Origin of the sequence: Limnohabitans sp. Rim8, from assembly GCF_945901735.1 — a bacterium.
Classification (GTDB): Bacteria; Pseudomonadota; Gammaproteobacteria; order Burkholderiales; family Burkholderiaceae_C; genus Limnohabitans_A.
In genome coordinates this window covers 105,295-130,143 of record NZ_CAMDLM010000003.1, presented here as the reverse complement: position 1 = coordinate 130,143, position 24,849 = coordinate 105,295, and the positions used below count along the sequence as shown (strand labels likewise).

General features: G+C 58.0%; 24 protein-coding genes. 9 read left to right on the top strand and 15 right to left on the bottom strand.

Annotation, left to right across the window (positions count from 1 at the left end):
- The first annotated feature begins 41 nt into the window (after window positions 1-41).
- Window positions 42-329, top strand: a complete 288-nt coding sequence (locus Q0O99_RS02930; protein WP_293748372.1) for a TIGR03643 family protein — start codon at window positions 42-44, stop codon at window positions 327-329.
- Window positions 330-639: 310 nt separating this feature from the next.
- On the opposite strand, the gene Q0O99_RS02925 is transcribed toward Q0O99_RS02930, so the two are convergent.
- From Q0O99_RS02925 to Q0O99_RS02895, 7 genes are all read right to left on the bottom strand, one after another.
- Window positions 640-1,425: an ABC transporter permease gene (locus tag Q0O99_RS02925; RefSeq protein WP_293748370.1), complete on the bottom strand. Its 786-nt coding sequence runs from the start codon at window positions 1,423-1,425 to the stop codon at window positions 640-642.
- Window positions 1,418-2,356 carry an ABC transporter ATP-binding protein gene (locus tag Q0O99_RS02920; protein WP_293748368.1) on the bottom strand — a complete coding sequence of 313 codons (939 nt, stop codon included), beginning with the start codon at window positions 2,354-2,356 and terminating at the stop codon, window positions 1,418-1,420. Before Q0O99_RS02920 ends, Q0O99_RS02925 begins: the two co-directional genes overlap by 8 nt.
- Complete coding sequence (locus Q0O99_RS02915; protein WP_293748366.1) at window positions 2,353-3,531, bottom strand: ABC transporter permease; 1,179 nt, start codon at window positions 3,529-3,531, stop codon at window positions 2,353-2,355. The genes Q0O99_RS02920 and Q0O99_RS02915 overlap by 4 nt, the downstream gene beginning before the upstream one ends.
- 8 nt (window positions 3,532-3,539) lie before the next feature.
- On the bottom strand, window positions 3,540-4,469 hold the full coding sequence (locus Q0O99_RS02910) for an ABC transporter substrate-binding protein (protein ID WP_293748364.1): 930 nt from the start codon (window positions 4,467-4,469) through the stop codon (window positions 3,540-3,542).
- 91 nt (window positions 4,470-4,560) lie between these two features.
- The gene (locus tag Q0O99_RS02905) at window positions 4,561-5,559 is read right to left on the bottom strand and encodes an ABC transporter ATP-binding protein (RefSeq protein WP_293748363.1); all 999 of its coding nucleotides are present in this window, start codon (window positions 5,557-5,559) and stop codon (window positions 4,561-4,563) included.
- Complete coding sequence (locus Q0O99_RS02900; protein ID WP_293748362.1) at window positions 5,490-6,236, bottom strand: ABC transporter permease; 747 nt, start codon at window positions 6,234-6,236, stop codon at window positions 5,490-5,492. Before Q0O99_RS02900 ends, Q0O99_RS02905 begins: the two co-directional genes overlap by 70 nt.
- 32 nt (window positions 6,237-6,268) lie before the next feature.
- A complete protein-coding gene (locus tag Q0O99_RS02895) occupies window positions 6,269-7,807 on the bottom strand; it encodes a phytoene desaturase (RefSeq protein WP_293748360.1) in 1,539 nt (512 codons plus the stop codon).
- A gap of 405 nt (window positions 7,808-8,212) precedes the next feature.
- On the opposite strand from Q0O99_RS02895, the gene Q0O99_RS02890 reads away from it, so the two are divergent.
- From Q0O99_RS02890 to Q0O99_RS02865, 6 genes are all read left to right on the top strand, one after another.
- Complete coding sequence (locus tag Q0O99_RS02890) at window positions 8,213-10,306, top strand: ATP-dependent helicase (RefSeq protein WP_293748358.1); 2,094 nt, start codon at window positions 8,213-8,215, stop codon at window positions 10,304-10,306.
- Window positions 10,303-10,506 carry a hypothetical protein gene (locus Q0O99_RS02885; RefSeq protein WP_293748356.1) on the top strand — a complete coding sequence of 68 codons (204 nt, stop codon included), beginning with the start codon at window positions 10,303-10,305 and terminating at the stop codon, window positions 10,504-10,506. The genes Q0O99_RS02890 and Q0O99_RS02885 overlap by 4 nt, the downstream gene beginning before the upstream one ends.
- 84 nt (window positions 10,507-10,590) lie before the next feature.
- A complete protein-coding gene (locus Q0O99_RS02880; protein ID WP_293748354.1) occupies window positions 10,591-11,370 on the top strand; it encodes an energy transducer TonB in 780 nt (259 codons plus the stop codon).
- 59 nt (window positions 11,371-11,429) lie between these two features.
- On the top strand, window positions 11,430-12,290 hold the full coding sequence (locus Q0O99_RS02875) for a MotA/TolQ/ExbB proton channel family protein (protein ID WP_293748353.1): 861 nt from the start codon (window positions 11,430-11,432) through the stop codon (window positions 12,288-12,290).
- A gap of 24 nt (window positions 12,291-12,314) precedes the next feature.
- On the top strand, window positions 12,315-12,731 hold the full coding sequence (locus Q0O99_RS02870; protein WP_293748351.1) for a biopolymer transporter ExbD: 417 nt from the start codon (window positions 12,315-12,317) through the stop codon (window positions 12,729-12,731).
- Window position 12,732: 1 nt separating this feature from the next.
- Window positions 12,733-13,185 (top strand): biopolymer transporter ExbD, encoded by a 453-nt coding sequence (locus tag Q0O99_RS02865; RefSeq protein ID WP_293748349.1) that lies wholly within the window; start codon window positions 12,733-12,735, stop codon window positions 13,183-13,185.
- A gap of 162 nt (window positions 13,186-13,347) precedes the next feature.
- On the opposite strand, the gene Q0O99_RS02860 is transcribed toward Q0O99_RS02865, so the two are convergent.
- The 8 genes from Q0O99_RS02860 to Q0O99_RS02825 all read right to left on the bottom strand — a co-directional run bounded on the left by Q0O99_RS02860 (window position 13,348) and on the right by Q0O99_RS02825 (window position 22,925).
- Window positions 13,348-14,334 carry a tripartite tricarboxylate transporter substrate-binding protein gene (locus Q0O99_RS02860; RefSeq protein ID WP_293748347.1) on the bottom strand — a complete coding sequence of 329 codons (987 nt, stop codon included), beginning with the start codon at window positions 14,332-14,334 and terminating at the stop codon, window positions 13,348-13,350.
- A 130-nt stretch (window positions 14,335-14,464) separates the two neighbouring features.
- Window positions 14,465-15,721, bottom strand: a complete 1,257-nt coding sequence (locus tag Q0O99_RS02855; protein WP_293748345.1) for a phenylacetate--CoA ligase family protein — start codon at window positions 15,719-15,721, stop codon at window positions 14,465-14,467.
- 52 nt (window positions 15,722-15,773) lie between these two features.
- Window positions 15,774-16,583 (bottom strand): ABC transporter ATP-binding protein, encoded by an 810-nt coding sequence (locus Q0O99_RS02850; protein ID WP_108355205.1) that lies wholly within the window; start codon window positions 16,581-16,583, stop codon window positions 15,774-15,776.
- A 138-nt stretch (window positions 16,584-16,721) separates the two neighbouring features.
- A complete protein-coding gene (locus Q0O99_RS02845; protein WP_293748340.1) occupies window positions 16,722-18,059 on the bottom strand; it encodes an ABC transporter substrate-binding protein in 1,338 nt (445 codons plus the stop codon).
- A 110-nt stretch (window positions 18,060-18,169) separates the two neighbouring features.
- On the bottom strand, window positions 18,170-19,246 hold the full coding sequence (locus tag Q0O99_RS02840; protein ID WP_293748337.1) for a branched-chain amino acid ABC transporter permease: 1,077 nt from the start codon (window positions 19,244-19,246) through the stop codon (window positions 18,170-18,172).
- Between the two features lie 11 nt (window positions 19,247-19,257).
- A complete protein-coding gene (locus Q0O99_RS02835) occupies window positions 19,258-20,187 on the bottom strand; it encodes a branched-chain amino acid ABC transporter permease (RefSeq protein WP_293748335.1) in 930 nt (309 codons plus the stop codon).
- A gap of 12 nt (window positions 20,188-20,199) precedes the next feature.
- A complete protein-coding gene (locus tag Q0O99_RS02830) occupies window positions 20,200-20,982 on the bottom strand; it encodes an ABC transporter ATP-binding protein (RefSeq protein ID WP_293748333.1) in 783 nt (260 codons plus the stop codon).
- Entirely contained in the window at window positions 20,979-22,925 is a 1,947-nt protein-coding gene (locus Q0O99_RS02825) for a long-chain fatty acid--CoA ligase (protein WP_293748331.1), read from the bottom strand. The genes Q0O99_RS02830 and Q0O99_RS02825 overlap by 4 nt, the downstream gene beginning before the upstream one ends.
- A gap of 156 nt (window positions 22,926-23,081) precedes the next feature.
- Between Q0O99_RS02825 and Q0O99_RS02820 the strand changes: the two genes are divergently transcribed.
- Complete coding sequence (locus Q0O99_RS02820) at window positions 23,082-23,810, top strand: Crp/Fnr family transcriptional regulator (protein ID WP_293748329.1); 729 nt, start codon at window positions 23,082-23,084, stop codon at window positions 23,808-23,810.
- Between the two features lie 64 nt (window positions 23,811-23,874).
- A complete protein-coding gene (locus Q0O99_RS02815; protein WP_293748327.1) occupies window positions 23,875-24,783 on the top strand; it encodes a pseudouridine synthase in 909 nt (302 codons plus the stop codon).
- Window positions 24,784-24,849 lie beyond the last annotated feature (66 nt).

The window sequence follows — 24,849 nt, the reverse complement described above, 5'->3', positions numbered from 1 at the left end:
TTGGGGGCACACTGGTTGGGGATTGACTTAGGAGCAGCCCTGTGGATGCCAAATTTTTTGAACGTCTTTCAAACCTCTCAGAGGGCGATATTTCAGCCATCATTCAGATGGCTTGGGAGGATCGGACGGCCTTCGAGACCATTCAGGAGCGCATGGGCTGGTCAGAAGCGGATGTGATTCGTCTCATGCGGCATGAGCTTCAGCCCAACTCTTTTCAGATGTGGCGCAAGCGCGTGAAAGGGCGCACGACCAAGCATCGGGCCTTGAGAAGTGTTGAAATGAGATTTGATGACCGCTTGGTAGCAGATCACCGCAGAGCAAATTGTTGAAACAACTGGCCAATCCCTGCGACACGCACAGGTCCGGCAATTAACAATCCCGTTCGCAGCGGCAGTCCAAAAGCACTAAAAGTTTGATCCTTTTTTCACTGTCAAACCAAGCTCACTCTATGGTTAAAGTGACCGATGAAACCATTTGACCCAACATACTGATATCAAGAGACCTTCTGAAGAATGCTTGTATCTCTCTTGGTTCAGCAAAACGGGTTTTTAAAGACTGACATCAAGAGCCACAGCGCTGAACTTTTCTGATGGAATTGGCCTGTATGGGCAACTTTCCGGGACAGCTTTAAACGGATGATCACGCTTGATCCTTGACCGCTGAAGTGCCATGGGCTTGAAGGACAACTGCGAGTCGATCAAAAGCCAAGTCGGCTGCAATGGCCAGCAACCCCACCATCATGGCACCTTGCAGCACGTAGGCGGTATTGAACCCAGAAAGTCCGACGATGATGGGCAAGCCAAGGGTTTTCGCACCCACGGTGGACGCGATGGCGGCTGTGCCAATGTTCACCACAACAGAAGTTCGCACACCGGCCAGCCAAAGGGGAAAAGCCAATGGCATCTGCACTTCGGCGAGTATTTGGCGAGGTCTCATGCCCATGGCGCGTGCAGAATCTAATACCGGCGATGGCACGGACGCGATTCCAGCCAGCGTTCCCTGAAGCACGGGCAGCATGCCGAAAATCGACAGGGCGATGAGCGCAGGCAGCTCGCCAAAGCCTACGGCTGGAACAGCTACCGCCAAAATGGCGACGGGCGGAAAAGTTTGCCCCATGGCGGCCAGTGTTTCCATCAAGGGCTTGAATGCACGCCCCGTTTCGGTGGTGGTGGCCAGTCCCGCCAGCGTTGCAATGGTCACAGCCAGCGCGCTGGACAACAACACAAGCCCTGTGTGTTGCCACATCAGTGTGGCCATGGGTTCTTGCAAATACACCGGTCTTGGCAGGGCCGGAAACAATGCTGCAAACAGCGGCTGTGAGTAGGGCAAACCATAAGCCAGCAACAACAACGCCGCCACACTCCAGACCAAGGGGTTAGCCCAGTAGCTTGGCTTAGGGGCGTGGCGCATTTGCGAATCAAGCATGTTGGTTTTCTAGCAAATCAGCGGCCCGCACCTGACCGAGCAGAGTGCCCGCTGCATCGGTCACGCACAAGGTGGATACATGCAATGCTGCCATCTGGGAAATGGCTTCTCTCAATGTGGCTGTATGGGCGATGGCGTGGATTGGCTCTGTGCCCTCAATCGCTTGGATATGGGGCGCAATGGTACGCAGTGAGAGCTGTTTGAGTCCCAGATCGGCTCGCCCCAGAAAGTCAGCTACAAAGTCGTTGGCAGGTTGTTGCAACAACTCAAGGGGCGTGCCCACTTGCGCGATACGGCCTTGGTTTAGCAGCACGATGCGGGTGGCCAGCAACAAAGCTTCATCGATGTCATGGGTGACAAACAGGATGGTTTTACCAGTAGCTCGGTGAATGGTTTTAAGCGTCAATTGCAAGGCAGCGCGGGTCACGGGATCGAGAGCCCCAAAGGGCTCGTCCATGAGCAGTACATCCGGGTCTGCGGCCATGGCGCGCGCCACACCTACCCTTTGCTGCTGACCGCCCGAGAGCTGGTGCGGATAGCGACTGGCGTATGGCTCAGGGTCCAACGCCAATAATTTCAACAGCTCGTACACGCGGGCTTGCACGCGATGGGCGTCCCAGCCCAGCAGTTTGGGTACTGTGGCAATGTTTTGTGCGACGGTTCTGTGAGGGAACAAGCCCACCGACTGGATGGCATAACCCATGCGGCGTCGCAAGTCTTGCACGTTGAAGCTGTTGATGTCTTGGCCGTTGAAAAAAATGTGGCCACCATCGTGGCTGACCATGCGGTTGACCATTTTGAGGACCGTTGATTTGCCAGAACCTGAGGGACCGAGCAGCACCAATAGCTCGCCTTGTTGGATGTCCAGGTTCAATTCCCTGATGGCTGCTGCGCCATCGTAGAGTTTGCGAGTGTGTTCAAAGCGGATCATTGTGGACGGGTGTTGATCAAAGAACTGAGCACTTTGAAAAAAGTGTCTGCCAACATGGCCAGCAACACGATGGGGATAACGCCCAGAATCACCAGTTCATTGGCCGCGCTAAAAAGTCCATCAAACATGATTTGCCCCAGCCCGCCTGCACCCACCAGCGCGCTGACCGCGGCCAAGCCGGTGGTTTGCACAAATGCTGTGCGCAGTCCGATGAGCAGCGCAGGCAGTGCCAATGGCAACTCGACTTGCCACAGCAACTGCCGAGATGACATGCCCATGGCGCGCGCAGCATGGACCGCATCTGCAGGGACTTGCCCCAACCCCGCCAGCGCCGATCTAACAATGGGCAGCAATGCATACATGAACAGCGCGATCACGGCTGGCGCTATGCCCACACCGCTGATGCCCGCGTGGCCCAGTGCGGGTAATTGAACGGCTATCCACGCCAATGGCGCCATCAGCAGACCGAACAGTGCGATCGATGGAATGGTCTGAATCACATTGAGTACGGGAAACAAAGCTTGCCGCAAACGTCGCGTCTTGGTCATGCGCCAAGCCAGCAGCAAGCCGATGACCACGGCCGGGACCACGGCCAACCACACGATTAGCAGATGGCGCAAAATGGCGGGCACAAAAATATCGCTTTGATTTGCATATTCTTTGGCGATAGACAAGTACTGGCCCTCATTTAATGAGAGCAAAAGTGGCAGGAGCAGCGCACCTTGCACAAGCAGGCGCCGCAAGGCGGTCAGTTGCAAGCGATCTATGGCGTCAAGGGCAATCATCCAGGCCATTGCGCACAGCGCCCAGAAACCCGCGCCCAAAGCAGTTCGGCTAAAAGGATTTTCTACTTGGGTGGCACTGGTGGCAAAGTGGCTGGCCAGTAGCCAAATGCCGGCAAGGCCAGCGGCCATGGCCAAAACAACCCATGCTTGAGTGGTTCGTCCCTTAGGCTGCCAAACGGCAATGCACAGCAATGCGGCAATGTCCAACACCAGCACAAAGACCATTGGGCTGCCTTGTTGCAGCAACACATCCCACAAATAAATCGGCTCACCCGACAACAACCGGTTAGGCGAAACCCGCAAAAAGGGCAGGCCCCATGCTGCGCCCATGGCCAGTGCCAAATAAAGCGCCAGCACCGGGTTGCAGCGTTGGACAAGCGATGCTGGCATGGCGCAAATTATTTCAGAAACCCCTTGCTCTGAAGGTAGCCGCTGGCCACCTTGCGCGGGTCTTGGCCTTCCAGTTGTATGCGGGCATTCAGCATTTGCAGGGTAGACCTGTCGAGCGATTTGAAGATGGGCGCCAAGATGGTGGCGATGGCGGGGTGGCGCTTGAGCACTTCTTCGCGGACCAAGGGTGCGGGGGCATAGACCGGTTGCACACCTTTAGGATCTTCCATGGCCAGCAGACCCAACGCGGCCAAAGGGCCGTCGGTGCCGTAAGCCATCGCGGCGTTCACACCCGATGTTTTTTCTGCGGCAGCTTTGATGGTGGCTGCTGTATCGCCCCCCGCCAAAACAAGGGCTTGGTCAGCGCGCAGTTTGAATCCGTAGGCCGCCTGAAAGGCAGGCATCGCATCGGTGCGCTCCATGAACTCGGCCGATGCGGCCAGCTTGAAAATACCGCCCTTGGCGATGTAGCGACCCACATCGTCCAGAGTGCGCAATTGGTTGGCCGTGGCCAGGTCTTTGCGCACCGCAATCACCCAGGTGTTGTTGGCATTGGCAGGCTCCAGCCAGACGATTTTGTTTTTCTCAAAATCCATTTTTTTGGCCAATTCGTAGCCTGCCCGAAAGTCTTTCCATGCGGGGCTGTTTTCGGCGCCCAGCATGAACGCGCCATTGCCTGTGTACTCGGGATAGAGATCAATCTCACCGGCAAGCAAGGCGGTGCGCACTATTTTGGTGTTGCCAAGAGAAACCTTGTTTTCAGTCTTGATGCCGTTGGCTTCAAGCGCAAGCACCATGATGTGGCCCAGCAGTTTGCCTTCCGTATCGATTTTGGAGCCTACTCGAACAGGAGCCTGGGCTTGGGCTGCCAAGCTGGCCATCAAGCTGATGCCCATCAGCAACAAAGTGCGTCGTATCTGGCGCATTGGGAAATTCATTTTGAAACCTTTTAAAAGGGGGTTCACGATCAATATGGCTTGAACAGCTCAATGCGCTTCGCACCTGCCATTCAAAGTTGTAAGAGATGGGTCAAATGGTCGATGGCGGTGTGAGTTCGTCATCCATGAGTTCCAGGTAGACATCGTCCAATGTCACCGGCAGAACGCTGACCGCGCTGACCTTTGTACCATCTAAAGCGTCCACGATTTCGCGCAGGCTCAAGAGTTGCGGTAGCAAAAGACGCATCTGATCGGCGTGTTGGCGAACTTGCCAACCCAGACCAAGTGCCCTCTGCACAACCGCCTCGCCGTCAACAGATTGCACCTTGGCCACCGCTTGACCGGGCATGCGCGCCAACAATTCGGGCACGCTGCCCGCGGCAAGGACTTTGCCGTCTCGCATCAGAGCAACGCGGCTGCAAAGCCGCTGCGCCTCTGCGAGATGATGGCTGGTCAATAAAATGGTGGTGCCGCTGTCACGCAAACCCTCGATGAGGCGCCAAAGGTCCATACGCGCTTCTAAATCCACCGCCGCTGTGGGCTCGTCCAGCACGAGTAACTTGGGCTTGTGCACCAAGGAAACGGCCAGGTGCAGCCTTTGTCGCCAGCCCCCCGAAAGTTGACCCACGCGAGTCTTAGCGAAATTTTCCAATTCAAAAATGCGCATCAGCTCTGCAACTCTTTCGTGGCGTTCCTTTTCAGAAAGGCCGTACAAGCGCGCAAAAAAGTGCAGATTTTCGGCAGGAAATAAATCCGGGTACAAGGCGCAGTGCTGTGTGCACACACCAACAAGCTCGCGTGCCCGGTAGCTCAGTTCGTTCAATGGCTTGCCCATGAGGCGCACCTGCCCAAGGTCGTAGGGCAATAACTTGCTGACGATGTTCAAGACGGTGGATTTGCCACAGCCATTGGGCCCCAACAGACCCACAACCTCTCCACTCTCAATACGCAGACTAAAGCCGTCCAGAACATGGTGGCTGCCAAACCACTTGTGAACGTCGTTGATTTCTAGAGATGCATTCATTGGGATTTGTCCACATGCAGCAAGTGCCGATAGGACTGAATGCCTAAAGCCAGCGAGAGCCCGCAAAAAACAAGCAGAAAGCTCAATTCAAAGCGCAGTTCATTCCAGCCCATGCCATAAGCGGCGACACCTTTGAAGGCCTGGTTCATGTGCAACATGGGGTTGATTTGTGCAAAGGCTTGCATGCCTTGGGGCATGATTTCTAGTGGGAAAAAGGTGCCACCCAACACCAACAAAGGCACCCCAATCGCCGACAAGGCCACCACCACTTCTTCGCTGCGCCGTGCAAACCGTGCGCCCAGAAAAAATCCCATACCCACATAGGAGAACACGGAGAGCAGCAAAATCAAACCGCCCAAGAAAAGACTGCCATGGTATTGGACCCCAATGGACAGGGCGATGCTGTAGAGCATGACCACTTGCATCAAAGCCAACAACAACTGTGCAATGACAACACCCAGGAAATACGCTGCGGGGTGAAGTGGGGTCGTGAGCAGTCGGGGCAGAGTGCCCCGTTCACGTTCAGCAGCGATCACCGCGACGGTGCCGCCCAGACAGCTGAAAAAAAGCGCAGCACCCACCAAAATGCCAGCCGCAGCGGCATCCAGGCCGGCGCGCATGCTGTCGTTGTGTGCATAAACCAATCCGAACAGCAGCATCATCGTTGACGGAAAAACAGCCCAAAAAATCAAGCCTCGTTTCTGGCGCCATTGCTCAAGCAACAACCGATGGGCAACGGCCATGGTTTGAGTCCACAGAAGTTGGCTGCTGTGCATCACTGCGAACGCTTCAAAGTAGCCGGGTCAGGCAGCACAGTGTCCAGCGCTTTAGCCGACATCAGCACACCGGGTATGCCTGCACCTGGGTGGGTGCTGGCACCCACCATGAACAGGTTTTCGATGTCTTCGCTCAGGTTGTGCGGCCTGAACCATGCGCTTTGCAACAAAAGCGGTTCCAGCCCAAAGGCAGCACCTTGATAAGACAACAGATTGTCTTGAAAGTCTTGCGGAGTGGTCATGAACGATACCGTCAGGTGTTCGCTCAAGTTAGGCAGAACCGTCTCTTCAAGCGCTTTGGCAATGGCGGCACGGTAAGGCTCCGCATGAGCCGCCCAGTCGGTACCGCTTTGCAGGTTCGGCACGGGTGCCAGCACATAAAAGGTATCGCAGCCCTCAGGCGCCATGCCCGCATCAGTGGCTGTGGGTCGATGCAGGTAAAGGCTGAAATCTTCGGCCAGATGGTGTTTTTTGAAGATGTCTTTCAGCAGCGCTTCGTAGCGCGGGCCCAGCAGCATCATGTGGTGCGGCACGTCATCAAAGCGCTTGTTGGTGCCAAAGTACCAAACAAAAAGACCCATAGAATACTTGCCGTTTTTGATCTTGCTGTCGGTCCATACCTTTCGGTCTTTCGGGTCAATGAGATTCTTGTACGTCCAAGCCGTGTCGGCATTGCAGACCACAATATCGGAAGGAATGGTTTCGCCAGTGGCCAAGGTCACGCCACAAGCGCGCCCATCTTTGACTTCGATGCGGCGAACTTCAGCCCCAGTGCGCAGACTGCCGCCCATGCCTTCGATCACATCCACCAGGCCATTGACCAAAGCCCCGGTGCCGCCCATGGCCCAGTGCACGCCAAAGCGCCGCTCCAGCGCATTGATGAGTGAGAACACGCAGGTCACAGAAAACGGATTGCCACCAATCAAAAGCGCCTGCAGGCTCATGGCTTGGCGCAACTTGGGGTGTTTGAAGTGTGTGGCGACCATCGTGTGCAAACTTCGCCAGCCCTTCATTCGGATCATTGAGGGAATTGCCTTGAACAGATCGCCCATGCGGACAAATGCTTCGCAGCCTAAAGCTTCAAAGCCCAACTCATAACAAAGGTCCGCCTCCGCCATGAAAGCGGCGTAGCCAGGTCCGGCGTTGGGGTCGATGCGCAGAACCTCTTTGAGCATTCGCTCGGGGTCTCCGCTGTAATCGAAATGGTCGCCGTCGTCAAAACGGATTCGGTAAAAAGGGTCCAGCAAACGCAGCTCAACATCATCGGCCAATTGGCGTCCAGCCAAGTCCCAAAGCTCTTCAAGCAAAAAGGGGACGGTGACGATCGTTGGGCCAGCGTCAAAGGTGTAACCGTCGACATGGATCACGCGAGCCCGTCCTCCTGGCGCATTCAATTTCTCGAGCACATGCACCCGATAACCTTTGGCGGACAGGCGAATGGCGGCTGCCAACCCACCAAAACCGCTGCCAATGACCAGGGCAACAGGGGCTTGTGAAGCTGTTTTTTGTTGGAGCTGCTCAGAAGTGCTGGCGTTCATCGGCGAAAACCCATCGTTTTGGTATTTGTTGTCTGAAAACTAAAAACTATTTTGTTTCAAACACAGAAAACAAGCGCTTGCGAAGACCAATGCCCCTGCCTAGGCAGACGGCATTCATCTGAGGATGGCTGTGATGTGTTCAATTGCGGCTGGATGTGGCCTAGGGAAACCGTTTGGCAGTACAAACTGACGTTTCAAATTTTCTAACCACAAGACATTGATTGATACACTCAAAGCCAAAGGCACCATTACATTTTTGCACCCACAGACGCCGCCTTTGCAAAGATTCCTAAAGCCGACTTGGCTGAACAGCACCCCACAGTATAAAACTGAGTTTTCCACCGTTTTAAAGAGCAGTTCGAACCTACTAGGCATCCCCACCCAATTATTGATGCCAATTACTACATGTCAGCCGGACTCAACAACGCCCAACTCGAAGCCGTGAACTTTGTCTCCGGCCCCTGCCTGGTGTTGGCCGGGGCGGGTTCGGGCAAAACGCGGGTGATCACGCACAAGATCGGGCGCTTGATCGAAGCCGGGCTCGAGCCCAAGCGCATCGCCGCCATCACCTTCACCAACAAAGCCGCCGCCGAGATGCGCGAGCGGGCCAAGCAGCTGATTGGCCGCGCCGCCAAGGATGTGCTGATTTGTACCTTCCATGCTTTGGGCGTTCGCATCATGCGCGAAGACGGCGCGGTGCTGGGCCTGAAACCCCAGTTCAGCATCATGGACGCCGACGACGTGACCAGCATCTTGAAGGATTGCGGCGGCACCACCGACGCGGCCACCGCCCGCCAGTGGCAATGGACCATCAGCCTGTGGAAAAACATGGGGCTGAACGCCGAGCAGGCTGCAGCGCAAGCGCCTGACGACAACGCCCGGGTGATCGCCCGCATCATGGCGCTGTACCAAGAACGCTTGACGGCTTACCAAAGTGTGGACTTCGACGACCTGATCGGCTTGCCCCTGAAGCTGCTGGCCGAGTTTCCTGAGGTGCGCGAGCGCTGGCAGGCCAAGATGGGCCATGTGCTGGTGGACGAATACCAAGACACCAACGCCACCCAGTACGAGGTGTTAAAACACCTGGTGGGCGAGCGGGCGCGTTTCACGGCGGTGGGCGACGACGACCAGTCGATCTACGGCTGGCGCGGCGCGACGCTGGACAACCTCAAGCGCTTGCCGCTGGATTTCCCGCGGCTCAAAGTCATCAAGCTTGAGCAAAACTACCGCTCCACCAGCGCGATTTTGAGGGCGGCCAACCACGTCATAGAGTCCAACCCCAAGCTCTACCCCAAAACCCTGTTCTCTGAATTGGGCGAGGGCGAACCCGTGCGCGTGGTCGATGCGGTGAACGAAGAGCACGAGGCCGACCGGGCGATTGCCCGCATCCAGTCGATCCGCAGCGGCCACTCGCTTGAATCCAAACACCGCGAGTTCAAGGACTTCGCCATCTTGTACCGGGCCAACCACATGGCCCGGCCGTTTGAACAAGCACTGCGCCGCGCCAACATGCCCTACAAGGTGTCGGGCGGGCAGAGCTTTTTTGACAAGGCCGAGATCAAGGACTTGTGCGCCTGGTTTCGCCTGTGGATCAACAACGACGACGACCCGGCGTTTTTGCGCGCCATCACCAGCCCCAAGCGCGGCATTGGCCACCAGACGCTGGACCAGCTGGGCACCTTTGCCACCCAGTACAAGCTCAGTCTGTTCGAATCGCTGTTTGCGGGCAGCTTGCCCAGCGCAGTCAATGCACGATCAGTGGCGGGACTGCATGAATTTGGCCGCTACATCAACGACCTGGAACACCGCGCCCGGCTGACTTTGGGCAAAACCGATGCCCTCGCGTTCTTGTTGGATTGGCTGAAAGAGATCGGTTACGAATCGTACCTGTACGACGGCGAAGACAACGAAAAAGTAGCCAGCGCCCGCTGGACCAACGTGCTGGAGTTTTGCGACTGGATGGCGGGGCGCTGCGGCGGCGAGATCGAAGACGCCACAGGGGCTCAAACAGGGGCCGAGGCGGCTGAGACCAAAAACCTGCTCGATGTGGCACAAACCATCTCCCTCATCTCGACCCTGGGCGAGCGCGAAAAAGACCAAAACGTGGTCACGTTGTCGACCTTGCACGCCTCCAAGGGTTTGGAGTGGCCGCATGTCACGCTGGTGGGGGTGAACGAAGGCTTGCTGCCTTTCAAGCTGGGCGACGACACCACCGAAGGGGCCAGCCAGGAGGGCATTTTGTTGCGCTTGCAAGAAGAGCGCCGCCTGATGTACGTGGGCATCACCCGCGCCCAGCGCAGCCTGTCCGTGAGCTGGACCCGCCGCCGCAAAAAAGGCCGAGAAACCGTGGCCGCCCTGCCCAGCCGCTTCATTGCCGAAATGCGGCTGGACGAAAACACCACCAAAGAAGACCCGCGCGAAAAGCTCAAGGCGCTGCGGGCCGAATTTGCGCAGCGGGCGGCCGCATCCGTCTCAGCGGCAGCGCAGGCCAAAAGATGAGCGCACCCCACTCTGGCTGTCGCATGGCGTGCTGGGGTGCCCTGATCGCGCTCTTGGCGCTGCCAGGCTGCACCACCTTGCCACCCACTTGCCCTGCCACCGCAGATGTCCAGCCCGAGCAACTGCACGGCGTCTGGACCATGCAACTGGACGGCGCCGGCCCGCAGGAGCGCCGACAGGCCTTTCTCATCCGCCCCTGAGCAGGCGGCCCTGAAACTGGACACCTGCCGGTCATTTGCCCCAGCCCGCCAACTGCCCCGCCCTTATCCCGCAAAATACGCCACTTGACGCATTCCCCTCAAAGCACTTCCAGCACCCATTCCAGCATGACGGGCTCCACCTATTTGCAAACCCGCTCCAGGCGAAAGCCATGGGGTTTGGGCGTGGTCGTGTTGCTGCATTTGCTGGCATTTTGGGCCATCCAAGCTGGCCTCGCCCGCGACATCGGCCGCCAATTGCCCCAGGTGGTCCAAGCCATTTTGCTGCAGGAAACCCCACCGCCCCCACCGCCCCCACCGCCCAAAATTGATCCACCCCCTGCGCCGCTGCCACCGCCGCCCCAACCACAAGCGCCGCCACCGGTGGCACCCGCGTCACCGCCTGCAGTGTTCGCCCCCAGTCCCATGCCACCGGCCCAGGTGCCACCGGTCGAAGTGGCGGTCGCGCCCAGCACTACGCCCAAACAGGCCATCACGGCCGTGGCCAACAGCAACCCGCAACCCGCACCCACACCTGCACCTGCCACAGCGGCTGCGCCTGCGGCCCCGGCGCGCGCCGCGCCGCCCACGCGCACCCCTGCCAGCGTCAGCGCGGCCCAGTGCGACAAGCCCGACTACCCCAGTGCCTCGCGGCGCATGGAAGAAGAAGGCACCGTGAGCCTGCGCTTTTTGGTCGGGGTGGATGGCAAAGTGATCCAGTCCGAGATCGAAAAAAGCTCGGGCTTCAAACGCCTCGACGAAGCCGCCCGTGCGGGTTTGTCCAAATGCCGCTTTCAGCCTGCCACCGTGGACGGCCGCCCTGAGCAAGCCTGGGCCAGCATGAAATACACCTGGCGGCTGGAATGAGCCGCGCCCGCACACCCACGAACAAGCCCACACTGCCTCGATTCAAGGAGTCTCCACCGATGCGCACCCCCATTCAACCCATCCTGGCCAGCCTGAGCCTGTCTGCCGCCTTGCTGTGCGGCGCGGCTTGGGCCAACACCCCCACGGCGGCGGCCAAAGCTGCAACCGCTGCGACCGCAACGCCAGCCGCCACGGCCACCCTGGGTGCCCCGGCCAGCGCAGCCTCAACTGGCGCCAATTCCACGGCCCCAAGCAGCGAGGCCCTCGACAACCCCTATGGCCTGGGCGCGCTGTGGGCGCAGGGCGATGCCGTGGCCAAGATCACGTTGCTGATTTTGGTGCTCATGAGCGTGGGCAGCTGGTACGTCATCTTCACCAAGTTCGCCGAACAATCGCGCATGCGCCAACACGGCAAAGCCGCACAGGGTGACTTCTGGGCAGCGGCCAGCCTGCGCCAGGCCGTGGACGGGCTTGACCCTGCCAGCCCCTACCGGTTCATCACCGAAAAAGGGCTGGAGAGTGCCCACCGACACGAGGGCTTGCTCAGCAACGTGGACTTCAACACCTGGGTCAGCATGAGCCTGCAGCGCGCCCTGGGGACGGTGCAAAGCCGCTTGCAAGACAGCCTGGCGGTGCTGGCCACGGTGGGCTCCACCGCGCCCTTTGTGGGCCTGTTCGGCACCGTGTGGGGCATCTACCACGCGCTGGTCAAAATCGGCATCTCTGGCCAGGCCAGCATCGACAAAGTGGCTAGCCCCGTGGGCGAAGCACTGATCATGACTGCCATCGGCTTGGCTGTGGCTGTGCCTGCAGTGTTGGGCTACAACTGGCTGGTGCGCCGCAACAAGGCGGTGATGGAGGAAGTCAACGCTTTTGCGGCGGACCTGCACGCCGTGCTGTTGTCTTCGGTCAAGAAATAACGCCCCCACACCGGAGACTGCGCCATGGCCATGCACATCGGCACCGAGTCGGAAGACGACATCATGAGCACCATCAACACCACGCCACTGGTGGACGTGATGCTGGTGCTGCTGATCATTTTCTTGATCACGATCCCGGTGGTGACCACCTCGATCCAGGTCAAGCTGCCACAAGAGAAAAACGTGCCCCGTCAAGCTTTGCCTGAGAACCTGATCATCTCGGTGAACAAAACCGGGCAGATTTTTTTGTACGACACCCCGATGAAAAACGCGGCGGACTTGCGTGAGCGGCTGAAAAAGTTCGCGGTCATTCAACCCCAGCCTGAAGTGCACATTCGCGGCGACGCGCAAAGCGACTTTGCCGCCGTCGGGCAGGTGATGAACGCCGTGCAGCGCGCGGGCATCGCCAAAGTCGGCTTCATCACCGACCCGGGGAACTGACATGAAACCGATCACGGGCTTTCAAAGCCACCAGACCCCCAGCTTGAGTCCCCCCGAAGAAGACGAGCTGATGATGGACATCAACACCACGCCGCTGATCGACGTGATGCTGGTGCTGTTGATCATGCTGATCATCACCATCCCTGCGCAATTGCACGCGGTCAACCTGGACATGCCCGTGGTCAGCACCGCGCCGCCGCCCAAGCCACCGCAAATTGTGCGCATCGACATCGATGCCAGCTCGGTCATCTCTTGGAATGGCCAAGCCTTGGCGGATCGGGTGGCTTTGCAGGCGCAACTGGCCCAGGCCGCTTTGCTGCAACCCCAGCCCGAGCTGCACATCCGCTCGCACCCTCAGGCCAAGTACGAAGCCGCCGCCGCCGTGCTGGCTGGGGCCCAACGGCAGGGTTTGAAGAAACTGGGGATTCTGGGGACAGAAAAGTTCGTCAACTGAACGGCTGTGTTGTGCGAACGGCGCATCGGACCTGAATGCACCAACCTGCAAAGACCGGCTTTCACTCAGGTCGAGACCTGACGGTCCAACCACCATCACTTCGCGAAGCGCCCAGCAAAAAGCCCGACCAAGTCGGGCTTTTGGGGGTGAGCCAAGGGGCGATCAGTCGGCGTATTTGCCAGCGGCGTCCACAGCGGCTTTGATCTTGACCATTTCAGCGGTCACAAATTTCTTGTGCTCAGCAGGATTGGTTCTGTTGTCGGTCACCACTAGGGCACCCAAGCCTTCGTTCTTTTTGATGAACTCGGGGTCCTTCAGCGCTTTCTGCAAAGCCTCGTTCAAGGTTTTGGTGATGGCTTCGGGTGTTCCTTTGGGGGCATACAAACCGTGCCAGATGGTCAAGTTGAAGCCTTTGAGGCCCATCTCTTGCAAGCTGGGGTAGTGTTTGAGCACGGGGTGAGTGCTCAAGGGCTTGGCGGTGGTTACGGCAAAGGCCTTGACACGACCCGACTCGATTTGCTGAGTGGTGTTGGTGGTTTGGTCACACATCACATCAACCTGGCCACCGATCAGGGCGGTCATGGCCGGCGCAGTACCGCCAAACGGAATCGTAGTCATCGCGTCTTTGGTCTGCAATGTGGATTGCCAGAGCAGCCCGCACAGATGCGAGGCCGAACCCAAACCCGCGTGGGCAATATTGAGTTTGCCGGAGTTGGCGCGGATGTAGTTTTCGAAGTCGCGATAAGTGTTGGCAGGCAACTGGGGTTTGCCGATCAAGGTCATGGGCACGTCGTTGACCATGCCCAAGTATTCGAAGTCGTCCAGCGGTTTGTAAGCAAGCTTACGGTATAAAGCGGGGATGGCGGCCATGCCAATGTGGTGCAACAGCAAAGTGTGACCATCGGGGTTGGCTTTGGCGACTTTGTTCGCGCCGATCGTGCCGCCCGCGCCCGCTGCGTTTTCGACCACAAAATTGGAGCCGGGGACATGTTTGCGCATCGCTTCGGCCAAATCGCGAGCCACACGGTCTGTGGGGCCGCCAGCAGTGAAAGGCACAACGATGGAAATAGGTTTGGTACCTGGGTAGGCTTGGGCCAGCGCCCCCACCGAAACAACGGCCAATGCGGTCAAAGCAAACAGTTTTTTCATTTCAAACCTCAAAAGTAATCCATCATTGTAGAACCGAAGCGGGGGCTGACGATGGCGGAAAACACTTAGACGTTCTCCCCAATTTCCCCATTGGTACAAGGTCATCATCCTAATCAAGGCCCAATCGCACTCACTGGTAGCTTCTGGCGTCTTCAATCACCTTGCCGTCGTTGGCCAAACTGCCCTGCGCCACCAGGTGGACGTCTCCGCGCAGCTTGGTCACATCGCGCACCGCTTCAGACACCCGGGCCTTGAGCGCATCGTCGGACAAACGAGCGGTCTCCACATGCAAGGCCATTTGGTCATTGGCCATCTCACCCGTCACCACCAGGCGGGCTTTGCTCACTTCGGGGAAGCGTTTGACGATCTCGGCCACCTGGCCGGGGTGCACAAACATGCCCCGGATCTTGGTGGTTTGATCGGCGCGGCCCATCCAGCCCTTGATGCGTTGGCCGGTGCGGCCCGTGGGGCAGGGGCCAGGCAGGATGGCCGACAAGTCGCCTGTGCCAAAACGGATCAAGGGATAGTCGGGGTTGAGCGTGGTGATGACCAGCTCGCCCACTTCGCCTTCGGGCACCGGGTCGCCGGTGCCGGGTCGCACGATCTCGACAATCACGCCTTCGTCCAGCACCAGACCTTCACGCGCAGCGGTTTCGTAAGCGATCAGGCCGACATCGGCGGTGGCGTAGCACTGGTAAGCATCGACGCCGTGCGCCGTCATCCAGTCGCGCAGGCTGGGCGGAAAAGCCTCGCCCGACACCAGTGCCTTGCGAACGCTGGGCAAGGCCACACCCATCTCGGCGGCTTTTTCGATGATGATTTTCAGGAAACTCGGCGTGCCAATGTAGCCCGCAGGCTGCAACTCGGCCATGGCGGTCACTTGCTGCTCGGTCTGGCCAATGCCGCCCGGGAACACGGTGCAGCCCAGGGCATGGGCGCCCGTTTCCATCATGGAACCCGCAGGTGTGAAGTGGTAACTGAAGCAATTGTGGATCAACTCGCCCGGGCGAAAGCCGGCCGCGAACAGGGTTCGGGCCATGCGCCAGTAGTCAGCGCGGGTGCCCTCGGGTTCGTAAATCGTGCCGGGGCTGGCAAACACGCGGGTCATGCCTTGGCCAAAACCCAGGGTGCTGAAACCACCAAACACATTGCCGCCTGCCGCGCGCGAAGCCTTCTGGCGCTCCAGCAATTCGGTTTTGCGGATCACGGGCAACTGGGCCAAAGCAGCACGGCTGTTGATGCGGGCCGCATCGACATCCTTGAGCAAGTCGGCAAAGGCCGGGGCATGGGCTTTGGCGTGGGCAAGCTGCGCGGGCAAAGCGGCCATCAGGGCGGTTTCACGGACTTCAGGGGCGCGCGTTTCCAACGCATCAAAGTGCTGGGACATGTTTTTCTTTCAGGGGTACTGCGATGAAACGTCAAGGAGGAAAGTCAGCGCATCAAGCCAACCAGCGCTTGCGGCGCTTGTAGCTCTTGACGTCCTTGAAACTCTTGCGCTCCCCACCGCCCATGCCCAAGTAAAACTCTTTCACGTCTTCGTTGGTACGCAGGTCTTCAGCCACGCCGTCCATCACGATGCGCCCCGACTCCATGATGTAGCCGTAATCCGAATATTTGAGCGCCATGTTGGTGTTTTGCTCTGCGATCAAGAAGGTGACTTTTTCTTTCTCGTTCAAATCTTTGACGATATTGAACACCTCTTCCACGATCTGCGGCGCCAGACCCATCGAGGGCTCATCGAGCAGCATCACACTGGGATTGGTCATCAGGGCGCGGCCAATGGCGCACATTTGCTGCTCGCCGCCCGATGTGTAGGCCGCTTGCGAGGTGCGGCGGGTTTTGAGGCGCGGGAAATAGGTGTAAACCTTGTCCAAGTTGGCCGCGATTTCGCCCTTGTCTTTGCGGGTGTAGCTGCCGGTCAACAGGTTGTCTTCGATCGACAAGTGGGCAAAACAATGACGCCCTTCCATGACCTGCACCACGCCCCGGTTGACCAGGTCTGCGGGGGTGAGGTTTTCGATGCGCTCACCGCGCAGCTCGATGCTGCCTTTGGTCACGTCACCACGCTCACCCTTGAGCAAGTTAGAGATCGCCCGCAAAGTAGTGGTTTTGCCTGCACCGTTGCCGCCGAGCAAAGACACGATGCCTTGCTCGGGCACCTGAAGGGACACGCCCTTGAGCACCAAGATGACGTGGTTGTAAATGACTTCAATGCCATTGACGTTCAGAACAATGTTTTTGTCGCTCATGGACTGTGCCTTTTCAAATTCTGGGGGTTCAAGCCAAATGAAACTGCTGCACGCAAGGGTTTCATTTGGCAGCTGCTGGCGGACAGTCGCCCACTGCAGCTGACCACCTGCCGCTTGCGCGGCAGGTGTGGTTTCAGATCAAGACTGGCAATCCGTAGCGGCGCGGCGAGTAAGTTTTTTCTCGGCGGCGTACTTGTCTGCAGACGCTTTGACCAAGGGCTTGATGATCTGCTCATCGGCCTGCAACCAATCCGATGCCCAGACAAACTTGCTGCCATCCCAGGTGTGAACACGAGCCCATGCAGAGCCCATGTGATCAGCACACGATGTGGAAACCGGACGCATAACCCCCTTGAAACCCAGGCCATCCAATTTGGCCTGAGTCAAGTTCAGGTTTTCATAGCCCCAGCGCGCTTGTTCACCGGTCATGACCTTGCCTTTGCCAAAACGCTCTTGTGCTTGGCGAACGCCCTCCACCGCCAACATGGCACCCACCACACCGCGCATGTACAGCACTTCGCCCACTTCGGCTTTGGGTCCAGTACCCTGACCTTTGTCGTGCACTTTGGCCAAGATTTCTTTGGCCACTGCAGAGTTTGGCTCAGCGCCATGTTGCATCATCACGGCGTTGTAACCCTTGGCGGCAGCACCGATGTCCTTGAGATCAGGCTCAGCACCCGACCACCAAGTGCCAAACATTTTTTCGCGTGGATAACCGGTCGCAACCGCTTCCTTGATCGATGTGGCCGTCATGACGCCCCATGTTTGCAACATCACGTAATCAGGACGCTGCTGACGGATTTGCAACCAAATGGCTTTTTGCTCAACGCCAGGCGCTGGAATTGGCAACAACTGCAAAGTGAAACCATGCATGGCCGCGCGCTCTTGCACGATGGGCAACAACTCTTTGCCAAACGGACTGTCATGGTACCCAACAGCAATTTTCTTGCCCTTGAGGTTGTCCCAACCACCCGCTTGCTTGGCGATGTGCTGCAACAAAACGTCACCGGCCACCCAGTAGTGGCCAGTCAAGGGGAAGTTCCACTTGAAGACACCCCCATCGGCAGAGTCGCTGCGGCCATAACCAGAAGTGATCATGGGAATTTTGTCAGCCGGGATTTTCTCGGTCAGCGCAAAGGTGATGCCAGTTGACAAGGGCTGGAACACGGTCGCACCACCGTGCTTGCCTTTGAGGCGCTCATAGCACTCCACACCGCGGTCGGTCGCATAGGCTGTTTCACACTCTTCCACCAAGGTTTTGACACCGTTGATGCCGCCGCGAAGGTTGACCAACTTCATGTAATCGGCATAACCGTTTGCAAAAGGTGTGGCATTGGGCGCGACAGGACCTGTTCGGCCCGTCAAGCTTGGGAAAAACTGAACTTTTTCTTGCGCCATGACTGCTGTGGTGGTGACCACAGCAGACAAGCCTGCGCAAGCCAAAGTGGCCAACATCGCTAACTTTTTGAGTTTCATGGAACTGTCTCCTTCAATCGTGTTTAAAAAAAATCAATGGGCCCATCATTTGAAAAGTGATGGTGCGCAAGCCGAATTCCAGGCAGTCGACTTAAGCACACCAGCGCTATTCAGTGCGGGAAGGGCCACAACCGCAACTTCTGCTTGGCAATGCTCCAGAGCTTGGCCAGGCCATGAGGCTCGGCAATCAAGAACCAGACAATCAAAGCACCAAAAATCATGTATTCGACATGGGAGACCAAGGCCGTCGAGATTTCAACCCCGAAAAGCGCCCCCACAGCCGGCAAAAACTGGTTCAGGAAAATGGGCAACACCACAATGAAGGCCGCGCCAAAGAAACTGCCCATGATGGAGCCCATGCCGCCGATGATGACCATGAACAGCAACTGAAAGGATCGGTCAATCGAGAACGCCGCAGGCTCCCAGGAGCCCAAGTGCACAAAGCCCCACAGGCCGCCGGCCACCCCCACGATGAACGAGCTGACCGCAAAAGCGGTGAGCTTGGCGTAAACAGGGCGAATGCCAATGACCGCCGCCGCCACATCCATGTCACGGATCGCCATCCATTCCCGGCCAATGGCCGAGCGCACCAGGTTTTTGGCAAGCAAACCAAACACCACCAAGAAGCTCAAGGCAAACAGGTATTTGTCAACCGGCGAATCAATGACCCAGCCCAACACTTGGAAATCAGAGACCGCCACAGAGCCAGAAGAGCTGTTGTTTGTGAACCAGCTGATGCGGCTGAATGCCCAATCGCAAAAGAACTGCGCAGCCAAGGTGGCCACTGCCAAATAAAGGCCCTTGACGCGCAAGCTGGGAATCCCAAAGAAGATACCCACCAATGTGGCGAAGAATCCCCCTGCAAGCAAGGCCAAAATGACCGGCATGCCCTCGATGCGCACATAGGTGTTGTAAGCCATGTAAGCGCCCACGGCCATGAAAGCCCCTGAGCCCAGGGAGATCTGACCGCAATAACCCACCAGAATATTCACCCCCAAAGCCGCCAAAGCCAGGATCAAAAAGGGAACCAAAATAGCGCGAAACATGTATTCATCGGCCAAAAAGGGAACACCCAAAAAGGCAAAGGCGATCAGCGCCAAGACGACCCAACGGTCTTGCGCGATGGCAAATATCTGCTGGTCTTTGCGGTAAGAGGTCTTGAACTGACCGTTTTCTCTGTAAAACATGGCGTCTCTCCTTACACGCGGTCGATGATTTTTTCGCCGAACAGTCCTTGTGGACGGAACAACAAAAAGACGAGGGCCAGCATGTATGCGAACCAAATTTCAATGCCACCGCCCACATAGGGCCCCAGGTAGACCTCGGACAGCTTCTCACCCACACCAATGATCAGACCGCCAATGATGGCACCCGGCACCGAGGTCAAGCCTCCCAAAATGATCACCGGCAAAGCACGCAGAGCCACCGTGGTCAGCGAAAACTGCACCCCCAATTTGGAGCCCCAGATGATGCCGGCCACCAAGGCGGTGATGCCCGCCACAAACCAGACGATCACCCAAATGCGGTTGAGTGGAATGCCAATCGATTGGGCCGCTTGGTGGTCATCGGCCACCGCACGCAGGGCGCGACCGGTACCGGTTTTTTGGAAAAACAGCGACAAGACCACGACAAGCAAAGCAGCAATGCAGGCTGCATAGACATCTTCCAAGCTGATCAAAACGCCACCCGGAAACACCGACTCAAACAGGAAAACGGGTTCTTTCGGCATGCCGACATCGATCTTGTAAATCGCACTGCCAAAAATGGTCTGGCCCAAACCGTCCAAAAAGTAAGTGATGCCCAGCGTGGCCATGAGCAAGGTGACACCTTCTTGGTTGACCAGGTGGCGCAGCACCAAGCGCTCGATCAGCCAAGCCAACACAAACATGACTGCAGCCGCCAGTAAAAAAGCAATCAGGTTGCCCAAGAACTTGTTGTCCAAGCCCAACCAGCCCGGGATCCACTCGGAAAAACGGGCCATGGCCAAAGCGGCGAACAACACCATCGCGCCTTGCGCGAAATTGAACACGCCCGAGGCTTTGAAAATCAAAACAAAACCAAGCGCCACAAGCGAGTAAAGCATGCCGGCCATCAGACCGCCAAAAAGTGCTTCGAGAAAAAATGCCATGGTGTATTCTCCTCAGTGACTGGTGCCCAGATAGGCACTGATCACTTCTTCGTTGTTGCGCACTTCTTCGGGAGTCCCGTCGCCGATTTTTTTGCCGTAGTCCAGCACCACCACGCGGTCCGAGATGTCCATCACCACGCCCATGTCGTGCTCGATCAGCACGATGGTGGTGCCGAACTCGTCGTTCACATCCAGAATGAAGCGGCACATGTCCTGCTTTTCTTCCATGTTCATACCGGCCATGGGTTCGTCGAGCAAGAGCACCTTGGGCTCCATGGCCAAAGCGCGGCCCAGGTCCACCCGCTTTTGCAAACCATAAGGCAGCTGACCCACCGGTGTTTTGCGGAACGCCTGAATTTCCAGAAAGTCGATGATGTGCTCGACGAATTCGCGGTTCTTTTCTTCTTCGCGCTGGGCGGGGCCGATGCGCAGGGCCTGCATGAACAGGTTGCTCTTGATGTGCAGGTTGCGGCCGGTCATGATGTTGTCGATCACGCTCATGCCCTTGAATAAGGCCAAATTTTGGAACGTGCGGGCAATGCCCATCTCGGCCACTTGGCGGCTGTTCATGTGGTCAAACTTTTGACCACTGAAGGTGATGCTGCCCTCTTGCGGCGTGTACACCCCGTTGATGCAGTTGAGCATCGAGCTCTTACCCGCGCCGTTGGGGCCGATGATGGCCCGCACTTCGTGCTCGCGCACATTGAACGAGATGTCGGTCAGCGCCTTGACGCCGCCGAATCGCAAACTGATGTTGTTGACGTCCAGAATGACGTCGCCGATTTTCTTGGTCATGCTGCGGCCTTCACGGGTGTGAATGTTTTGGCGTCGGAAATCTGGAGCGTGGCGCTGACACTGCCGGTGCGACCATCTTCGAACTTGACCACCGTCTCGATGTACTGCTCGGTTTTGCCTTCGTAAAGACCATCGACCAGCGGTTTGTATTTGTCGGCAATGAAGCCACGGCGAACCTTGTTGGTGCGCGTCAACTCGCCATCGTCGGCGTCCAGCTCTTTGTGCAGGACCAAGAACCGGCTGACTTGGCTACCGGCCAGCAAAGTGTCTTCGGCCAGATCGGCATTGACCTTTTCCACGCATTCTTTGATCAGTTGGTACACCTCGGGCTTTTGCGCCAGATCGGTGTAACCGGCATAAGGCAGGTTGCGGCGCTCGGCCCAATTGCCCACGGCGTCAAAGTCGATGTTGAGCATCACACACACTTTTTCGCGCTGGTCACCGTAGGCCACCACCTCCTTGATGTGCGGGAAAAACTTGAGTTTGTTTTCGACATACTTGGGCGCAAACATCGCGCCGTCGTTGGCACCGCCCTGGATGCGGCCCACGTCTTTCACGCGGTCAATGATTTTGAGGTGGCCGTGGCTGTCGATAAAGCCCGCGTCGCTGGTGTGGTACCAGCCGTCGGCCGTCAGCACTTCGTCGGTGGCTTGTTGGTTTTTATAGTAGCCCTTGAGCAAGCCGGGCGACTTGACCATGATCTCGCCGTTCGCGGCCACCTTGATTTCCACACCCTTGCACGGCACGCCCACCGTGTCGGCTCGCGCCTGGTTGTCAGGCTGCAGGCACACAAACACAGCGGTTTCGGTGGAGCCATACAGCTGCTTGATGTTCACGCCAATCGAGCGGAAGAAGGTGAACAGGTCGGGGCCAATGGCCTCGCCTGCGGTGTAGGCCACGCGCACGCGGCTGAAACCCAGGTTGTTGCGCAAGGGGCCATAAACCATCAGGTTGCCCAAGCCATACACCAAACGGTCCATAAAGCCGACCGACTGGCCGTCCATCAAGGCCGGGCCAACTTTTTTGGCCACACCCATGAAGTAGTGAAACAACTGGCGCTTGAAACTGCCCGCGTCTTCCATGCGGATCATCACGCTGGTCAGCATGCCCTCAAACACCCGGGGCGGCGCGAAGTAATACGTCGGGCCGATTTCTTTCAGGTCGATGGTCACCGTGGCCGATGACTCGGGGCAATTGACCACATAGCCACACACCAGCCACTGGGCGTAGCTGAAGATGTTCTGGCCAATCCAGGCTGGCGGCATGTAGGCCAACACGTCTTCGGCGCTGGTCAGCTTGTCGAACTCTGCGCCCGCGTCGGCGCGGTTGATCAGGGAGCCATGGGTGTGCACCACGCCCTTGGGGTTGCCGGTGGTGCCCGAGGTGAAGAACATCGCCGACACATCGGTGGAGGTCGATTTTTCGACTTCTTCCTTGAAAAACTGTGGATGCTGCTGGGCAAATACGCCACCGGCTGCGATCAGCTCTTCGAGCGAGCCCAGACCATCTTCGGTGTATTTGCGCAAGCCGCGCGGGTTGTCATAGACGATGTGGGTCAATTGCGGGCACTGTTCACGCACTTCCAGCATCTTGTCGACCTGCTCTTGGTCTTCCACCACACAAAAACGCACTTCGGCGTTGGTGATCGGGAACACGCATTCGGCGGCGGCAGCGTCTTGGTACAGCGGCACGGGAATGGCGCCCAGCGACTGCGCGGCCAGCATGGTGGCATACAAGCGCGGGCGGTTGGCGCCCACCACAATCAGGTGCTCACCGCGTTGCAAACCCGCTTGGTGCAGACCACAGGCGATGGACTCGACCAGTTGCGACAGCCCAGCCCAGCTGGTGGCCTGCCAAATGCCATAAATTTTCTCGCGCAGTGCGGGCGCTGTGGGGCGCTCGGCAGCGTGCTTGAGCATCAAGCGGGGAAACGTTGTTTGCATGAGCTTTCCTGTCTCCAATAACGGTGCATTGAATGCAATGCGACTGAACTTGGGCACGATCGTAGGCATTCGTTTGACGCCAAGTTGTCGTTTGGACGACAATTCAGGGAAGACCCCTAGACCAACTGACCGTCAGCTGACACATCGACAAGCACCATGGCCAAAGAAAACAGCGTCCACCAGCGCCGCCGCGCACCCACCCCGGCCGAATTGCAGGACATCCCCTGGCTGGGCTTGTTGCGCCACGAAGAGCGCCTGCAAATCGTGCCGCAGTTGGTGGTCAGCGACCCCCAAACCGGTGACCATGTGTGCCGCGTGGCCCGCCCTGTGACGTATTGGTTTGGCGTGATTTCGGGCCTGCTGAAAATGAGCACCGACAACGCCAGCGGCCAAACCATGACCTTCACCGGCATACCGCCTGGCGGCTGGTTTGGCGAGGGCACGGTCCTCAAGCGTGAGGTTTACCGCTACAACATCCAGGCGCTGCGGCCCAGCGTGGTGGCGGGGCTGCCGCTGGACACCTTTCACTGGCTGATCGACCATTCACTGGGCTTCAACCGTTTCATCATGCAGCAGCTCAACGAGCGCTTAGGCCAGTTCATTGCAGCGCGCGAAATGGACCGCATGACCAATCCCGAGCTGCGCCTGGCGCGCCATTTGGCGGCCTTGTTCAACCCGGTGCTGTTTTCCGGCGTCGGCGAGGTGCTGCGCATCACCCAGCAAGAGCTGGCTTATCTGGTGGGTTTGTCGCGCCAACGCGTGAACGAAGCGCTGCGCGTACTCGAAGCACACCAGCTCATTCGGGTGGAGTACGGCGGTCTGCGGATTTTGGATTTACAAGGCCTGCGCCAATCCCAGTTAGACGGCCCGACACGCAAGGCATGACCGCATTCTTTCAAACGCCAAAAGAAGAGACAATCGACCCACTTCTTTTGCGCACTCTTAATTCATGACCCAGCCCCTCGCATTCAAACGCGCCCCCCGCCCCGAAGGCAAAGGCGAAGCCGCTGCACCCAGCGGCACCTCGCGCCTGAACAAGCGCATGGCCGAGTTGCGCATGTGCTCGCGCCGCGAAGCCGACGCTTGGATCGAGCAAGGCTGGGTCCAGGTCAACGGCCTGCCCGCCAGCATGGGCCAGCAGGTCACCCTGTCAGACCGCATCACCATCGACAAAGCCGCCGAGCAACAGCAAGACCGGCAAGTGACTATTCTTTTGCATAAGCCCATGGGCTATGTGAGCGGCCAAGCCGAAGACGGGCACGAGCCCGCCATCACCTTGATCAACCCGCGCAGCCACTGGGGCGGCGACCCGTCCAAGCTGCGTTTCACCCCGCCGCACCTGCGCGGCTTGGCCCCGGCAGGGCGCTTGGACATCGACTCCACAGGTTTGTTGGTGCTGACGCAAGACGGCCGGGTGGCGCGCCAGTTGATTGGCGAAGACTCGGAGATGGAAAAGGAATACCTGGTGCGCGTGGCCTACACCGGCCATGAAAACACCGCCGCCGCCTCGGCTGCGTCGGCCACCTATGGCGGCAAGGCCAACCAGCTCACCGTGATTGGCGACTTCGACCGGGTCAGCGCCAACGTGCAAGCGGTTTTCCCGCCAGCCCAATTGGAGCGCCTGCGCATCGGCCTGAGCCTGGACGGCAAACCCCTCAAGCCCGCCAAAGTAGACTGGCAAAACCCCGAGCAGCTGCGCTTTGTGCTGACCGAAGGCAAAAAACGCCAAATCCGCCGCATGTGCGAGCAAGTGGGCCTGAAAGTCGTCGGCCTCAAGCGCATCCGGATGGGTGGCGTGCAATTGGGGCAAATGCCAGCTGGGACTTGGCGGTATTTGGGGCCGAACGAATCGTTTTGACCTCTTGAAATTCACCCACGACGCCCCAAGCTGTGGGGCGTTCTTGTTTTCTGATCTTTTTTACTG

What these genes read in the sequence shown, in the direction of transcription:
- Q0O99_RS02925 (WP_293748370.1), bottom strand. Translation starts at nt 1,425, where the DNA reads ATGCTTGATTCGCAAATGCGCCACGCCCCTAAGCCAAGCTACTGGGCT.
- Q0O99_RS02920 (WP_293748368.1), bottom strand. Translation starts at nt 2,356, where the DNA reads ATGATCCGCTTTGAACACACTCGCAAACTCTACGATGGCGCAGCAGCC.
- Q0O99_RS02915 (WP_293748366.1), bottom strand. Translation starts at nt 3,531, where the DNA reads ATGCCAGCATCGCTTGTCCAACGCTGCAACCCGGTGCTGGCGCTTTAT.
- Q0O99_RS02910 (WP_293748364.1), bottom strand. Translation starts at nt 4,469, where the DNA reads ATGAATTTCCCAATGCGCCAGATACGACGCACTTTGTTGCTGATGGGC.
- Q0O99_RS02900 (WP_293748362.1), bottom strand. Translation starts at nt 6,236, where the DNA reads ATGGCCGTTGCCCATCGGTTGTTGCTTGAGCAATGGCGCCAGAAACGA.
- Q0O99_RS02895 (WP_293748360.1), bottom strand. Translation starts at nt 7,807, where the DNA reads ATGAACGCCAGCACTTCTGAGCAGCTCCAACAAAAAACAGCTTCACAA.
- Q0O99_RS02890 (WP_293748358.1), top strand. Translation starts at nt 8,213, where the DNA reads ATGTCAGCCGGACTCAACAACGCCCAACTCGAAGCCGTGAACTTTGTC.
- Q0O99_RS02885 (WP_293748356.1), top strand. Translation starts at nt 10,303, where the DNA reads ATGAGCGCACCCCACTCTGGCTGTCGCATGGCGTGCTGGGGTGCCCTG.
- Q0O99_RS02875 (WP_293748353.1), top strand. Translation starts at nt 11,430, where the DNA reads ATGCGCACCCCCATTCAACCCATCCTGGCCAGCCTGAGCCTGTCTGCC.
- Q0O99_RS02870 (WP_293748351.1), top strand. Translation starts at nt 12,315, where the DNA reads ATGGCCATGCACATCGGCACCGAGTCGGAAGACGACATCATGAGCACC.
- Q0O99_RS02865 (WP_293748349.1), top strand. Translation starts at nt 12,733, where the DNA reads ATGAAACCGATCACGGGCTTTCAAAGCCACCAGACCCCCAGCTTGAGT.
- Q0O99_RS02860 (WP_293748347.1), bottom strand. Translation starts at nt 14,334, where the DNA reads ATGAAAAAACTGTTTGCTTTGACCGCATTGGCCGTTGTTTCGGTGGGG.
- Q0O99_RS02855 (WP_293748345.1), bottom strand. Translation starts at nt 15,721, where the DNA reads ATGTCCCAGCACTTTGATGCGTTGGAAACGCGCGCCCCTGAAGTCCGT.
- Q0O99_RS02850 (WP_108355205.1), bottom strand. Translation starts at nt 16,583, where the DNA reads ATGAGCGACAAAAACATTGTTCTGAACGTCAATGGCATTGAAGTCATT.
- Q0O99_RS02845 (WP_293748340.1), bottom strand. Translation starts at nt 18,059, where the DNA reads ATGAAACTCAAAAAGTTAGCGATGTTGGCCACTTTGGCTTGCGCAGGC.
- Q0O99_RS02840 (WP_293748337.1), bottom strand. Translation starts at nt 19,246, where the DNA reads ATGTTTTACAGAGAAAACGGTCAGTTCAAGACCTCTTACCGCAAAGAC.
- Q0O99_RS02835 (WP_293748335.1), bottom strand. Translation starts at nt 20,187, where the DNA reads ATGGCATTTTTTCTCGAAGCACTTTTTGGCGGTCTGATGGCCGGCATG.
- Q0O99_RS02830 (WP_293748333.1), bottom strand. Translation starts at nt 20,982, where the DNA reads ATGACCAAGAAAATCGGCGACGTCATTCTGGACGTCAACAACATCAGT.
- Q0O99_RS02825 (WP_293748331.1), bottom strand. Translation starts at nt 22,925, where the DNA reads ATGCAAACAACGTTTCCCCGCTTGATGCTCAAGCACGCTGCCGAGCGC.
- Q0O99_RS02820 (WP_293748329.1), top strand. Translation starts at nt 23,082, where the DNA reads ATGGCCAAAGAAAACAGCGTCCACCAGCGCCGCCGCGCACCCACCCCG.
- Q0O99_RS02815 (WP_293748327.1), top strand. Translation starts at nt 23,875, where the DNA reads ATGACCCAGCCCCTCGCATTCAAACGCGCCCCCCGCCCCGAAGGCAAA.